Genomic DNA, 14,647 nt, shown 5'->3' with positions numbered 1-14,647 from the left:
CTGAGCCCTCGTTCAGCTTGACCCGGTCGGGGCAAATCACCACCGTGGCCCCGCAACAACCCGATCTCGCCATGTCATTTACCACACTTGCCTCAATCGACCGCTTGCCGGTGCCGCACGATCCTGAACGTGCGGAACTCTGGCGCGAGCGGTGGCTGACGTCGGCCGATGACCCGATATCGCACGACTTGGTCACCGACGCCACCGGCTCAGCCCTGCTCGATGCGGTCTTCGGCAACAGCCGCTTCCTGTCGCAGAGCCTTGTCCGGCATCCCGACGTCGCCGCTCGATGGAGTACGGCAGGCCCGGAGGCATGTCTCGAAAAGGCTTGCGGCGACCTCATGGAACCTTCCAGCGAACGCGAACTGATGTCGCGGCTGCGCCATGCCCGCGCCCAAGTCGCGGTCGCGATCGCGCTGAGTGACATTGCCGGGCTCTGGTCATGGCGCGAGACGACGGCAGCACTTTCCCGGTTCGCCGAGACGGCCTGCCGCGCCGCCCTGGCGCATGGCCTTCGCAAGGCCCAGTCTTCGGGACGGCTGGGCGATCTCAACGAGGCCGATCCCGGCGCGACGAGCGGTTTCATCGTGCTCGGCCTCGGCAAGCTCGGCGGCCGCGAACTGAACTACTCGAGCGACATCGATCTCATTGTCCTGTGGGACGACGAACGATTCCCCTGCATCGGAAAGAATGGCGTGCAGGCGACTACCGTCCGTATCACACGCCAGCTGGTCAAGCTGCTGGAGGAACGCACTGCCGACGGTCATGTCCTGCGGACCGATCTCCGGCTTCGACCCGATCCCGCAGCGACGCCGCTGGCCATCTCGGTCGACGCGGCGGAACTCTACTACGAGAGCCTTGGCCAGAACTGGGAGCGTGCGGCGCTCATCAAGGCCCGCCCTATCGCAGGCGACGTCGCAGCCGCCGACCGCTTCCTGGAACGGCTGCGGCCGTTCATCTGGCGACGTCACCTGGATTTTGCCGCCATCCAGGACATTCATTCGATCAAGCGCCAGATCCACGCCCACAAGGGCGGCGCGGAGGTCACCGTTCCCGGCCATAACGTGAAGCTCGGGCGCGGTGGTATCCGTGAAATCGAGTTCTTCGCCCAGACCCAGCAGCTGATCTTCGGCGGTCGTCAGCCCGAGCTTCGAACCCGCGCGACATGCGACACGCTCGATGCCCTGGCCGATGCCGGCCGGATCGACCGCAGCACGGCGACCGACCTCCAAGACGCCTACAGCCAACTCCGCCGGGTCGAACACCGCCTGCAGATGATCGACGACGCGCAGACCCACAGCCTGCCGTCCGACGAGGAGGGCTTGGACCACATCGCGGCCTTTCTCGGACACGGCGACCGGGACGAGATGTCGGAGTCGCTTCTCGCCGTCTTTCGTCGTGTCGAATCACGCTATGCTGATCTATTCGAGGACGCTGCACCGCTATCGGGCGAAGGCGGTGCCGGTAACCTGGTCTTCACCGGCAACGAAGACGACCCCGAGACACTGGAAACGCTCTCGGGAATGGGATTCGCCGACGCACCCTCGATCGCCGCGGTCATCCGCGGCTGGCATCACGGGCGGGTCAGGGCCATGCGCAGCGCCCGGGCGCGCGAAATCCTGACCGAACTGATGCCGCGTCTGCTCGGTGCCTTTGCCGCAACGACCAACCCCGACGCCGCGCTGATGCGATTCCAGGAGTTCCTCGATCGTTTGCCCGCCGGTGTCCAACTGTTCTCCCTCTTCCAAAGCGAGGATGATCTGCTCGACCTCGTCGCGGAGATCATGGGGACCGCGCCGCGCCTGGCCGAACATCTGGCCCATCAGCCAACGCTGCTCGACCATGTGCTGAGCAAGGACTTCTTCGACATTCTCCCCGATGTCGACGATCTCGAATCATCGCTCTCGGCCGCACTCGACTGGGTCGATCACGACGAGGCCCTGCTCGACCAGATTCGCTACTGGATGCACGATAGGGAGTTCCAACTCGGCGTCCAGCTGCTTCGCGGCCTGATTACCGCGGACCAAGTCAGCTTCGGCCTGACCGACCTGACCGATGCCGTCTTGCGCCAGACGATTCCTCGCGTGGCAGCGGCCTTCGCCGAGCAGCACGGCGTAGTCCGCGGCGGCGACCTCGCCGTCATCGCGTTCGGCAAGTATGGCGCCCAGGAGCTCAACTTCGGCTCGGACCTCGACATCGTCTTTGTCTACGACTACGGCATGACGGCCGATGCGTCCGACGGCAAGCGGCCGCTCGCGGCAAGCCAGTACTACATCCGACTGTGCCAGCGGATCATTACCGCGCTGACTTCGCTGAGCAATGCAGGCCGCCTCTTCGAGATCGACATGCGGCTGCGTCCCTCCGGCAACGCGGGCCCGCTGGCGAGCGATGTGCAGGGGTTCATCCACTATCAGGAGGCCGAGGCCTGGCAATGGGAACACCTGGCACTCACCAAGGCGCGGGTGGTGGTCGGCGGGCCGGTCGTCACACGACGATTGGGCGACGCGATTTCTGATGTCCTGACGCGCAGCCGCAACCCCGTGAAGCTCGCCGACGCCGTCACCGACATGCGCCAGCGGATCGCGGCCGAGTTTCCGCCCTTCGACCGATTCGACGTGAAGTATGTCCGCGGCGGCCTGATCGATCTTGACTTCCTTGTCCAGTACCTCCAACTCATCCACGCCGATCAGCATCCCGAACTCTTGTCGCGACGCGTTCGGCCCACCCTGAAGCAGCTGGCCACCGCGGGCCTGGTGGAGACTCAGAAGTCCAAGCTGCTGATCAAGGCGGACAGAACGATGCGCGCCGTGCAGACCGCGATCCGGCTGGCGATGGCCAAACCGACGGCGGAAGGCGATCTCCAGCCGCCCTTGCGCGATCTTCTGGTCCGCGTCAGCAGCACCGACAGCTTCGAAGACCTCTGCGAGCGTTTGGATACGATGCAGGCCGTGGTAAAGTCCGTCTTCGACGAAACCGTCGCGGCCCACGCGACCAACGAAGAGGAAACGACGCAGCCATGAGCGGACCGCAGCCCGGAGACGATGCATCCGATTTCGAGGCCCCGACGGACGGCGGGGGATCCCTGTCGCTCTCGTCACTGAAGGGCAAAAACGTGGTGCTCTACTTCTACCCGAAGGACGATACCCCGGGATGCACCAAGGAGGCCTGCTGCTTCCGCGACAACATGGCCGACCTCGCCGATGCCGGCACCGTGGTCGTCGGTGTTTCCAAGGACAGCGTGAAACGCCACGACAACTTCAAGGCCAAGTACGAGCTCAACTTCCAGCTCGTTTCGGACGAGGATGGTTCGATCTGCGAGGCCTATGGCGTCTGGGTTGAGAAGAAGAACTACGGCCGGACCTACATGGGTATCGAACGAGCGACCTTCCTGATCAGCGCGGACGGCAAAATCGCCGAAGTTTGGCGCAAGGTCAGGGTCAACGGCCATGTGGATGCTGTGACCAAAGCGGCCAAGGCCCTGGGTTGAGCGACCGGACGACGCTCGCCTCGCTGGCTACGTTCGTTCTCGAAGAGAGCGACGCCCTCGACAAAGCCCGGACGTCTCGCCGTGCCGCAGCGGTCTGGCGCAACGACCAGTTGGCGCTTCAGCACGGCCCTGTCAAAGACGGTCCGGGACGCCCCGATCGGCCCGAACTTCTGCCGCCGCACGCCATGCCCAAACGGCGTGTCTTGACGACCGAGCGCGGTCGGATCGCCCTGCTCCACGCGCTGGCGCATATCGAGTTCAACGCGATCAATCTCGCCTGGGATATCGCCGCGCGGTTTCCCGGCATGCCGCGGCACTTCTACGACGACTGGATCTCGGTTGGCGACGACGAGGCGCGTCACTTCCTGCTGCTCCGAGACCGGCTGGTTGCGCCCGGCTCCGACTACGGTGCCCTGCCCGCACACGACGGTCTCTGGCAACCGGCCATGGCGACCTCGAACGACCTGCTGGCACGCCTGGCTATCGTCCCCTGGTGCTGGAAGCGCACAGTCTTGATGTCACACCCGACATGATCGACCGTCTGCGTCGTACCGGCGATGAGGAAAGCGCCGCCATCCTGGAGAGCATCTATCGCGACGAGATCGGCCATGTCGCTGCAGGCAGCCGATGGTTCCGGCATGTCTGCAATCTGCACGGTCAGGACCATGAGACGACATGGAAGGAGGTGGTCGGGACGCGTTCAGAGGCACACTCAAACCGCCCTTCAACGTCGAGGCACGCACCCAGGCGGGGCTGCCGGAGACGTTCTATTTTACTTCCGGAAACGGGACGATCCGGTAGGCACAGCGACGCGCACCGGCGAGCAGGTGGTCGGTGCGCTCAACCTCGACATCGTCGCCGAGAACCTCGCGGAACAGCTCGAGCTCGGATCGACACAGGCCTTGGCAGAACTGGGCGGCGGCACACACCGGGCAATGGTTCTCGACCAACACATAGGCGCCATCATCGTCCTTGAACCAGTCGGACATGTAACCTTCGGCGCTGCGCTGTACGGCAAGCTCCTCAACCCGCTTCTTGAGCGTCTTCTTGTCGCCGACATGCTCCTGGTAGAGCTTGACCTGTTCCCGGGTCCTGGAATCGATCAGACGATCGAGCCCCTTGGTGCCGAATACCTTGCGCACGCTTTCCAGCAGCGACACCGTGAGCTGTGCATGGCTGTCCGGGAAGCGGTCGTTGCCACGTGTCGTCAGCGACCAATGGCGCGCTGGCCGACCGACGCCGGAGCGTTCGTCGTGGTGGGCGACGAGACCGTCATCCGACAGCTTCTTGAGATGCTGGCGTGCGCCCATCGCCGTGATCTCCAGCCGGTCGGCGAGCGACTGCGCGGTCATCGACCCCTTGGTCTTCAGCAGGTAAAGGATCTGCTTTTGCGAGTCGCGGCGTTCGATGGGCATGGTTGTGACTTTGGCCTCGGCGCAGACGGCGATCAAGCCGTCTCGTTTTCCGGTCAGGTGAGCAACAGCGACACGAACGAGATCACCGCGGCACCCGTCAGCAGATAAGCCGGCGACAGCTCGCCGACATTCTGCTCGATCAGGTAGCTCGCAGCAGCCGGTGCGGTGCCGCCGAAGATGGCAAGACAGATGTTGTAGCTTGTCGAGAATGCACTCATACGCAGATCGTGCGGGAACAGGAACGCCATCCGTCGCACAATACACGACACATAGGGGTGCCAGGACCATCACGAAGCCAAGCTGACCGAGGAACTCGAGCATCGGGTCCGGATTGCCGATCAGCATGAAGAGCAGAATCCTCGCGACGATGCCAGGGCACGCTGCAATCAGCAGCACGTTCATCCGGTTTGTCGCCCAGCACCGGACGGGAATCAGAATCACCAGCAAGGCCATGTTGATGGTGTTGATCTCGAAGGCGGTCGACTCGCTGTCGCCGACAATGTCGACCAGATAGGTCGTGAGGTAGATGAACATCAGGTAGAAGACGGTGGCGTTGAACGCCACGATCCCGACCGTGCAGACCAAGTCTCACTTATGGTGAAGCCACACATCGGGCAGCGGAATGGCACCGCGTCCCTCGGCCTTCTCCGGCGGCGTTTCGTGCTCCAGGCCACGGCGCATGATCAAGCCGAAGATCGCGATCACCACGCCAGCGAGAAACGGCAAGCGCCCGCCCCATTCCGCGACCTGCTCGGCGTCGAGCACCGAGGTGATCAGAGTGCCGACGACCGTGCCTGTCAGTTCGCCACCAACCGATACACCCTGCGCCAGGCGCAACAGGATGGGATGATCGGTGCCAGAACGCTCAGCGTGTCATAGGTCGGCAGCACGCCGATCAGGAAGGTCGGCCCGGCCATCATGAGGATCGAGATCATCAGCACCTTGCGCCGCCCCAGGACATAGCCCAAGTGGCCAAGAACCAGCGGGCCGACAGGACACGCCAGGAATCCGATCGCGAAGACACCGAAGGACATCACTACCGAGACGGTGGGATCGTCGTGGGGAAAGAAGTGCTTGCCGATGGTCGCGGCAGAGCCTGACGACCCCGTCAACGATCAACTCGGCACTGGTGATGTACGAAGCCGCGTCGAAAGGCAAGAACATCGCAGCATCGGCAATGTCGTCGGCCGTGCCGAGCCGGCCCAGCGGCACGGGACCGGCGACCGCTTCCGCCATGGCCGGGTCGTCCGACCAGCGCTTCTGCATCGGCGTGCGAATCGCACCGGGAAGGACCGCATTCAAGCAGAAGCGATTGGCGTCAAGCTGGATCGCTAGTGACTTCGACAGCGCCAGAAGGCTGGCCTTGCTCGCGCCGTAGGCGTCCTGAGCCTTGGCGTCGCCATGTTGCGTCTGGATCGAGGCGATGTGGAACATTGCACCGTCGTGTTCCCTCATCTACGATACGTAGTGGCGCGCAGCCAGAGCTACTCCTTTCAGGTTGATGTCGAGAACGCGATTCCAAACGTTGAGATCGATATCCAGCAGGGAACGGTCACGGTCGAACCAGAGAACGCCGATCGCTTCATGGTCCGCAGAAAAGGCATCGACTGCCCGACGAACGGCGGCGTCATCCGCGATATCGATACCGCGAAGACGGCACCCTCCGGCATCGACGCGGGCTCGGCAAGGTCGAGCATGAGCACCCGCGCACCCGCCTCGCGCAGTCGTGCAGTGATGGCGGAGCCCATGCCCCCGACAGCACCCGTCACGACGGCGGCCGCGCCTTTCAGATCTTGAGTCACGAGGCTTCGGCCATATTCTCGTCGATGCCGATCCGGTGGGCGAGCGCGGCGCTGATGAAGTCATCAAGGTCACCGTCGAGCACTGCATCGGTGTTCGAGATCTCCATCTCCGTGCGCAGGTCTTTCACCATCCGGTAGGGCTGCAGGACATAGGACCGGATCTGGTGCCCCCAACCGATGTCGCTCTTCTCGGCGTTCTCGGCTGCCGCCTGTTCCTCGCGCATCCGGAGCTCCCGCTCGTAGAGCCGGGACTTCAGCATCGCCCACGCCTCGGCTCGGTTGCGGTGCTGGGAGCGGTTGTTCTGGCACTGCACCACGACGCCCGTCGGCATATGCGTCAGTCGGATTGCGCTGTCGGTCTTGTTGACGTGCTGACCGCCCGCACCCGACGCCCGATAGGTATCGACGCGCACATCCTTGTCCTCGACATCGACCTCGATCGAGTCGTCGACCACGGGCGAGACGCTGACACTGGCGAAACTCGTGTGCCGCCGAGCCTGGGAATCAAAGGGCGAGATTCGCACCAGCCGATGAACGCCCGACTCGGTCTTGGTCCAGCCATAAGCATTTAGCCCGCTGATCTTGATCGCAGCCGACTTGATGCCCGCTTCTTCACCCGGGCTCTCGTCCAGCCCCTCGATCTTGAAGCCGCGGGCGTCTGCCCAGCGCGTGTACATCCTGAGCAGCATCTGGGCCCAGTCCTGGCTCTCGGTGCCGCCGGCGCCGGCATGGACCTCGAGATAGCAGTCGTTGCCGTCAGCCTCGCCCGACAGCAGGCTTTCGACACGGAGATTCTCGACCCTGGCGGCGAGCTTCTGCAACGTCGCGACGGCCTCGGTGATCAACTCGTCTTCACCTTCGAGTTCGGCGAGTTCAGCGATCTCGATGCTGTCGGAGAGTTCGGCCTCAAGGTCGCGCACGCCATCGATCGCGCCCGAAAGGCGGGTACGCTCGCGCATCAGGACCTGAGCTTTCTCCGGATCGCTCCAGAGTTCAGGGTCCTGGGCGAGATGCTCGACCTCGTCGAGCCGGGTTACCGCGTTATCCCAGTCAAAGATGCCTCCGGACCAGGAGGAGGCCTGACTCGATGGTCTGCTTCAGATCGGCAATGTCGGCGCGCATGTTCTTCTCCGGCTTCGGGCGGGCGCAGAAACTGGCGTCGTACGCAACCGCCGTCAATAGACCCCGGAAATGGAGGGGTCGAATCCGTCGATCACGTCCTCGGACGAGATCACCACACTGTCGGCCACTTCGGTTGGTTCGGTGCCGAGCCGGAACGCCTCGGTGATGATCCGCTCGGTCACCACACCCGGCAGCAGGCCACGATCAGCATCGATCCGCACAAGGCGGATGTCGGGCGGAATACGGAACGGCACGACGGGTTCGTTCGCCAGCGCTTCGCCGATGAAGGCTTTCCAGACGGGAATCGCGACCGACGCACCGGTCTCGTGGTTGCCCAGGGAAGCCGGCTGGTCGAAGCCGACATAAACGCCCACGGCCAGATCGGGCGAAAAGCCCATGAACCAAGCATCACGGTTTTCGTTCGTGGTGCCGGTCTTGCCGGCCAGAGGCCGGCCAAGCTCGCGCAGCCGGACACCGGTGCCTCGCTCAATGACACCTTCCATGATGTGGGCGATCTGATACGCAGTCTGCGGCGATACGACCTGCTCGCGCAGATCGGGCAGTTGCGGCACGTCCAGATCGTCAGCCCACTCGTCGCTCAGGCAATTCTCGCAGAGCCGTTCGTCGCGCCGCCAGATCGTGTTGCCGTCGCGATCCTGGATGCGCTCGACGATCGCAGGTTCCACACGTTTGCCACCGTTGACGATCATCGCGTAGCCCGCAGTCATCTGGAGCAGCGTGGTCTCGGCAGCACCCAGCGCCATGGGCAGATAGAACGACAGATCGGCTGGGATGATGCCGAAATCGTAGGCATAGTCGGCCACCACCTGCGGGCCGACAATGTTGGCCAAGCGCACGGTCATCAGGTTGCGCGATTTCTCGATCCCCACCCGGAGCGGCGTCGGACCGTAGAACTCGTGGCTGTAGTTGGCCGGCTTCCAGATCTCTTGGCCCTTGCCCGGATCGAACACGAAGGGCGCATCCTCGATCAGCGTGGCCGGTGTAAAGCCGTGATCGAGTGCGGCCATGTAGACGAACGGTTTGAAGGCCGAACCGGGCTGGCGCATCGCCTGGGTTGCGCGGTTGAACTCGCTGTCGTCGAAACTGAAACCGCCCTCCATGGCGAGGATACGGCCGGTGTGCGGATCCATCGCTACCAGTCCGCCCGAGGCCTCCGGGAACTGCCGCAGGGCGTAGATCGGCGCACCTTCGGGCACGTCGCGCTCGGCGTCCTCCGACAGGGCCTCCACGAGGATCACATCGCCGATCGTCAGCACGTCCGAGGGACGCGAGACCGAAGGTCCGAGACCGCCGTCCTCAAGCTGCGCGCGGGCCCATGTCATGTCCTCAAGCAGGATAATGCCGTTGGTGCCGTCATCGAAGCCGATGACAACGGCGGCGTCGTTCATGCCTAGCACCGCGGCCAGGCGCCACGGCATCAAGTCGTCGGGGACGACGACGTCGCCCAGCGTCTCGGACCATGAGCCGTCGAGTTCGATGGCCGAGACCGGGCCGCGCCAGCCGTGTCGACGGTCGTAGGCGCTGAGGCCCAGCCGCAAGGCGCGCCGGGCAGCATCCTGCAGGGCGGGATCGATGGTCGAGCGGACATAGAGACCTCCTTCGTAAAGCGCGTCGGTGCCATAGCGCTCGGCGATGTCACGGCGGATCTCTTCAGAGGCATAGGCCGCGAGCAGCGGCGCGCGGGAGCCCGAGAGGTCGACTCCCAGCGGGAGGGTCTGCGCGGCCAGTCCTTCGTCGAGCGAAGCGTAGCCCTCTTCGACCATGCGGCTGATCACCCAGTTGCGCCGTTCGATCGCAGCGTCAGTCTTGCGGATCGGATGATAATTGTTGGGTGCCTTGGGCAGAGTCGCGAGATAAGCCGCTTCCTCTAGGGTCAGCTCGGTCAGCGGCTTGTTGAAGTAGTTCAGCGCCGCTGCCGCCACGCCATAGGAGTTGAAGCCCAGGTAGATCTCGTTGAGGTAGAGTTCGAGGATTCGGTCCTTGCTCAGCGCCTCCTCAATCCTGAAGGCAAGTACGGCTTCCTTGATCTTGCGCTCGTAGGAAACCTCGTTGGTCAGGAAGAAGTTCTTGGCGGCCTGCTGGGTGATCGTCGAGGCGCCTTGAAGACGACGGTTGTCGCCCCGGACCACCGTGATGATGTTTGTGATGGCGGCGCGCAGCACACCCTCAGGATCAATGCCGAAGTGTTGGTAGAAGTTCTGGTCCTCGGCCGCGATGAAGGCGTTCTTGGCCACATCCGGAATGGCCTCGACCGGAACGAAGACGCGGTTCTCGATCGCGAACTCCGCCATCAGGCTGCCGTCGCCCGCGTAGACACGGGTCGCGACCGGCGGCTCGTAATCGAGCAGGACGCGATGGTCGGGCAGGCCTTGGCCATAGTGCTTGAAGGCGTAGACAACGGCGCCGCTCACCGCGATCGCACCGAGCATTCCGACCACGATCAGGACGAGCAGGATGCGCAGGACCCAGCGCCGCTTCTTCTTTCTGGGCTTGCCCTCGGGTTCGTCGGACAAAGGTTGTGTTCCCTATCGTTGGGTCGTTCTAGCGCTGCGAGTGGCAGCTTATCCGATTCGTCGTCTAGGACACCATTGTGGCATCGCCGTGACGGTCGCCTCAGCGCGGATGGTCAGAGAAGTAGACACCGACGGCGTCCACGACGGCCGTCAGCAGGCGTCCGCGAAACGCCTGATCGAGCATGTTGCGCTCTTCCTCGACGTTCGACATGTAGCCCATCTCAAGCAGCACCGACGGCACGTCCGGTGCCTTCAGGACCCGGAACCCGGCGAAGCGGTGTGCGTTGCCACGCATCTTCACCGTGTCGGTCAGTTCGTCGGTCAGGATATGGGCGAACTCCGAGGATGCGTTGGTCGTTTCGCGCTGGGCGAGGTCGATAAGAATGTTCGTCGTGACGGGGTCGTAGGCCACGTTGATGAAGTCGACGCCGGCAATCAGATCGGACTTGTTTTCCTTCTGGGCCAGCGCCTCGGCCTCGGCATCCGACGCCGTCTCCGACAGCGTGTAAACGCCCGCACCGCGCACGCTGGGGTCGGCAATGGAATCGGCGTGGATTGAGATGAACAGATCGGCATCGGCCGCGCGTGCCAGTTCGACCCGCTCGCCGAGACGCAGGAAGATGTCGGTGTCGCGCGTCAGAACCACGTAGTAGAGGCCGGTCGCCTCAAGCTTGTCCTTCAGCTCGCGTGCGGCAGTCAGGGCGATGTCCTTCTCGTAGGTGCCGCTGATCCCGATGGCGCCCGGATCGTCGCCGCCGTGTCCGGGGTCGAGCACGATGATAGGTTTGGTCGGTTCCGGCTTGTCGCCGGGCACGGGAGGCCCGTCCCACGTCACCGTTTTGATCACGGGCGAGGGCTCGACCGGATCGGCTTCGGCCACCGGAACGACGACCCCGGGTTCGAGATCAAGGACAAAACGCCACCCGAACCCCGATGCGGGCTCCAGAAGGAAGGCATCGCGCACAGTGACCGGGCCGTTGACCTCGAGCACAATGCGCGACGTACCGGCCTCGTAGGTGCCGTAGCGAAAACCGTCGATTACACCCTTGTTGAGCTGATGGCTCTCGGCTGGAAGACTCCAGGCGACATCGGAAAGATCGACGACAACACGATCCGGGTTGTCGAGCGTGAAGACTTCGTAGTCGACCGCCTCGGTCAGGTCGAGAACGAAGCGTGTCGCCTCGCCATTAACACCTGTTCTGACCCCAACCACTTCCGGCATTTTGGAAACTGCCGGCATCGCTGCGAACGACAGCACAGCCAAGAGGCAGACGAGAAAACACGCCGATATGCGCGAATGGAAGGTTGTCGCGACCATCGCGGGCATACTATGATGTCTGTATCGCTCAGCCGTTGCTTTCATGAAAAGCGCTATGCCCTTGAAAGTAATGGTTTTCATGTGCAGCCATTGAATCACGAATGGCGCCGCGCGGCAAGCAGCCGCAATCCGGGCCGCACAGGAAAGGATCAACGTGCTCCCCTCAACCGCACATTCCCGAAGCACGACCGAGATGTGCGCCGCCCTGAGGAGCGGCCTTTCGGTTGCCGCCGTAATGACAGCGGATGCCCGTCGGGATGCCGTTCCGGGGGCACGCTCAACCCGGGCAGCGCCGGCTCGACGCCAAGGCCTCGCCAGCACGCGCGCTGTCTCCGCAAATTGGAACTACAATGACCAAACGTATGTTGATCGACGCGGGCCACTGCGAAGAAACCCGCGTGGCCGTCTCCGACGGACGTGAACTTCAGGAATTCGACGTTGAATCGGCCGTTAAGTCCCAGCTCAAGGGCAACATATATCTCGCCAAGGTAACCCGCGTCGAACCGTCGCTACAGGCGGCGTTCGTAGAGTACGGTGGCAATCGCCACGGTTTCCTCGCCTTCAGCGAGATCCATCCCGACTATTTCCAGATTCCGGTCTCGGACCGCGAAGAACTCGCTGCCGAGCAGGCTCGCTTGGTCGAACAAGCCAGCCGCGAGGACGAGGAGGCCGCCGAGGCCGATGCGCCCTCGTCCGATGACGACGACTATGCGGAGTCATCGGACGACGATGATGACGACAGCCGGGATTCGCCCGAAGACGAAGAGAACGATGCCGCTGAAGTGACCGCCGCTGCCGACGGCGAGTATGCTCCTGAGGTGGATGCCGAGGCAGCGGAGGCAACGGACGACGACGACAGCGCGTCGGCGGATGATGACGAAGCCCCGGCCGAAGCTTTCGACTGCGACACCGAAAGTAGTGACGACAAGGCGAAGGCGCCCTCCCCCGCCCGCACAGAGGCACCCGACCGGCCCGACACCCGTCAGCGCCGCCGTCGCTCGCGCCGGCGCAACAACGAGGAAGAAGGCGATCGCACCGAAGCAGCGATGCACTCGGCCATCCTGAAGCGCGGCTATCGCATTCAGGAGGTCATCAAGCGTCGCCAGATTCTGCTCGTGCAGGTCGTCAAGGAAGAGCGCGGCAACAAGGGTGCGGCGTTGACAACCTATCTCTCGATCGCCGGGCGTTACTGCGTGCTGATGCCGAATACGCCGCGCGGCGGCGGCATCTCGCGCAAGATCGCCGACGCCAAGCAGCGCCGTCGCCTGAAGGACGTCGCCATCGGCCTCGAGGTGCCACAAGGCATGGGTCTGATCATCCGCACTGCGGGCCAAGGCCGCACCAAGCTCGAGATTCGGCGCGACTTCAACAGCCTGCTCAAGCAGTGGGAGGAGATACGCTCCGACACGCTGCAGGCCATGGCACCATCGCTGATCTACGAGGAAGCCAACATCATCAAGCGGGCCATCCGCGACCTCTACGCCAAGGACATCGACGAGGTGCTAGTTGAGGGCGACGAGGGCTACAAGATGGCCAAGACCTACATGAAGCTCCTGATGCCGAGCCATGCGGCACGGGTGAAGCCCTACAAGGAGCAGACCTCGCTGTTCCACCGCTACGAGGTGGAACGACAGCTCGACGCCATGCATAGCCCCGTCGTGCAGCTCAAGTCGGGCGGCTACATCGTCATCAACCTGACCGAGGCACTTGTCGCGATCGACGTCAACTCGGGCCGCTCCACCAAGGAGCGCAACATTGAGGAGACCGCGCTCAAGACCAATGTCGAGGCGGCGATCGAGATCGCCCGCCAGCTCCGTCTGCGTGATCTCGCGGGCCTTATCGTCATCGACTTCATCGACATGGGCGAGCACCGCAACGAGCGCACGGTCGAGCGCAAGTTGAAGGAAGCGGTGAAAGCCGACAGAGCGCGCATCCAGATTGGCCGTATCAGCGGTTTCGGCCTCATGGAAATGTCGCGCCAGCGCCTGCGCCCGAGCCTTCAGGAAGCGCTCTCCGAGGTTTGCTCGCACTGCGGTGGCACGGGCTACATGCGTTCGACCGAGTCCACCGTGCTGCATGTTCTGCGCGGCATTGAGGACGAAGCGCTCAAGGGTCGCGCCGCCACGATCCGCGTTCTGGTACCGACCAAGGTCGCTCTCTACCTGCTCAACGAAAAGCGCCAGATGCTGGTCGATATCGAAGAGCGTCACGGCCTGAGCGTCGGCATTGAGCGCGACGACGACCTGATCGCGCCGGACTACAAGATCCACGTCGAAACGTCCGCCGGACGCGACAGCGACGAGGACGAGACCACGACCGCCCGAGATCAGCGCAGCGACGCACACAATCGTTTGTCGGACTCCGAGGCGGAAGGCGGTAAGCGCAGCAAGAACCGCCGACGGCGGCGCAAGGATCGCGGCGACAACGATGACGCCAAGGTCTTGACCGAGGACAGCAGTGACGAGAGCGGCGACGGCGAATCCCTCAACGCTGACGCAGACGGCGAAGAGTGCGAACGCAAGCGCCGCCGTCGGGGCAAGCGCGGCGGACGCCGCCGGCGCGGTCGCAGTGACAACGACGAAGCGACGGCCGAGAATGGCGAGACTGCCGAAGCCCGTTCCGAGGACTCGGTCGATACCGAGGCGACATCCCAGGACAATGGTGACGGCGACGATGCGCCGAAACGGCGGCGGCGTGGTCGTGGTAAGCGCGATGAAGCGACGGCGGAGGACGCATCTGTCGATGCCACTGCGGACTCGGACGAGGATGTGGCGCCGGAGAGTGTTGTAGATCCCGAGGCGGGATCGAAATCCGACGCGATCGAGAAACCGGTCGCTGAGGCTGAGTCGGTGGTGGTCGACGGCGTCACCACGACCGTGGTCGGGGCCGATGCTGACGAAGCCGCGAGCGACACACCGTCGTCGCCACGCCGCGGGTGGTGGCAGAAGATCGTCGGGCCGAACTGACGT

The 14,647-nt window shown here is 63.6% G+C and carries 9 protein-coding genes and 2 pseudogenes; 4 read left to right on the top strand and 7 right to left on the bottom strand.

The genetic code is table 11. From position 1 onward, the window contains the following. The first annotated feature begins 44 nt into the window (after positions 1-44). From GDA49_08295 to GDA49_08285, 3 genes and pseudogenes are all read left to right on the top strand, one after another. Positions 45-3,020, top strand: coding sequence for a bifunctional [glutamine synthetase] adenylyltransferase/[glutamine synthetase]-adenylyl-L-tyrosine phosphorylase (locus GDA49_08295; GenBank protein ID MBC6440392.1), 2,976 nt, complete (start codon positions 45-47; stop codon positions 3,018-3,020). After that, positions 3,017-3,487: a thioredoxin-dependent thiol peroxidase gene (gene bcp, locus GDA49_08290; protein ID MBC6440391.1), complete on the top strand. Its 471-nt coding sequence runs from the start codon at positions 3,017-3,019 to the stop codon at positions 3,485-3,487. Before GDA49_08295 ends, bcp begins: the two co-directional genes overlap by 4 nt. Continuing rightward, a pseudogene (locus GDA49_08285) lies at positions 3,484-4,288 on the top strand (ferritin-like domain-containing protein). The gene bcp and the pseudogene GDA49_08285 overlap by 4 nt, the downstream one beginning before the upstream one ends. Here the strand turns inward: GDA49_08285 and GDA49_08280 are convergent. The 7 genes and pseudogenes from GDA49_08280 to GDA49_08250 form a co-directional block, all read right to left on the bottom strand. After that, positions 4,255-4,902, bottom strand: a complete 648-nt coding sequence (locus GDA49_08280; GenBank protein MBC6440390.1) for a transcriptional regulator — start codon at positions 4,900-4,902, stop codon at positions 4,255-4,257. The pseudogene GDA49_08285 and the gene GDA49_08280 overlap by 34 nt on opposite strands. A gap of 53 nt (positions 4,903-4,955) precedes the next feature. Then, positions 4,956-5,150: a hypothetical protein gene (locus GDA49_08275; protein ID MBC6440389.1), complete on the bottom strand. Its 195-nt coding sequence runs from the start codon at positions 5,148-5,150 to the stop codon at positions 4,956-4,958. Positions 5,151-5,490: 340 nt separating this feature from the next. Further along, positions 5,491-5,739 carry a hypothetical protein gene (locus GDA49_08270; protein MBC6440388.1) on the bottom strand — a complete coding sequence of 83 codons (249 nt, stop codon included), beginning with the start codon at positions 5,737-5,739 and terminating at the stop codon, positions 5,491-5,493. Between the two features lie 36 nt (positions 5,740-5,775). Next, positions 5,776-6,650: pseudogene (locus GDA49_08265) on the bottom strand (SDR family oxidoreductase). A 50-nt stretch (positions 6,651-6,700) separates the two neighbouring features. Next, positions 6,701-7,826 (bottom strand): peptide chain release factor 2 gene (gene prfB / locus GDA49_08260; GenBank protein MBC6440387.1). Its coding sequence is split into 2 segments (ribosomal slippage): positions 6,701-7,756 and positions 7,758-7,826, totalling 1,125 coding nucleotides; the frame shifts between segments, so codons are not numbered across the junction. A gap of 53 nt (positions 7,827-7,879) precedes the next feature. Further along, positions 7,880-10,360 carry a penicillin-binding protein 1A gene (locus GDA49_08255; protein MBC6440386.1) on the bottom strand — a complete coding sequence of 827 codons (2,481 nt, stop codon included), beginning with the start codon at positions 10,358-10,360 and terminating at the stop codon, positions 7,880-7,882. A gap of 100 nt (positions 10,361-10,460) precedes the next feature. Continuing rightward, positions 10,461-11,582, bottom strand: a complete 1,122-nt coding sequence (locus tag GDA49_08250) for an N-acetylmuramoyl-L-alanine amidase (GenBank protein MBC6440385.1) — start codon at positions 11,580-11,582, stop codon at positions 10,461-10,463. A gap of 446 nt (positions 11,583-12,028) precedes the next feature. On the opposite strand from GDA49_08250, the gene GDA49_08245 reads away from it, so the two are divergent. Then, positions 12,029-14,644 carry an Rne/Rng family ribonuclease gene (locus GDA49_08245; GenBank protein MBC6440384.1) on the top strand — a complete coding sequence of 872 codons (2,616 nt, stop codon included), beginning with the start codon at positions 12,029-12,031 and terminating at the stop codon, positions 14,642-14,644. Positions 14,645-14,647 lie beyond the last annotated feature (3 nt).

It is taken from the genome of Rhodospirillales bacterium, from assembly GCA_014323865.1.
Taxonomy (GTDB): Bacteria; Pseudomonadota; Alphaproteobacteria; order SP197; family SP197; genus SP197.
This window is presented reverse-complemented; position numbering and strand designations above follow the sequence as displayed.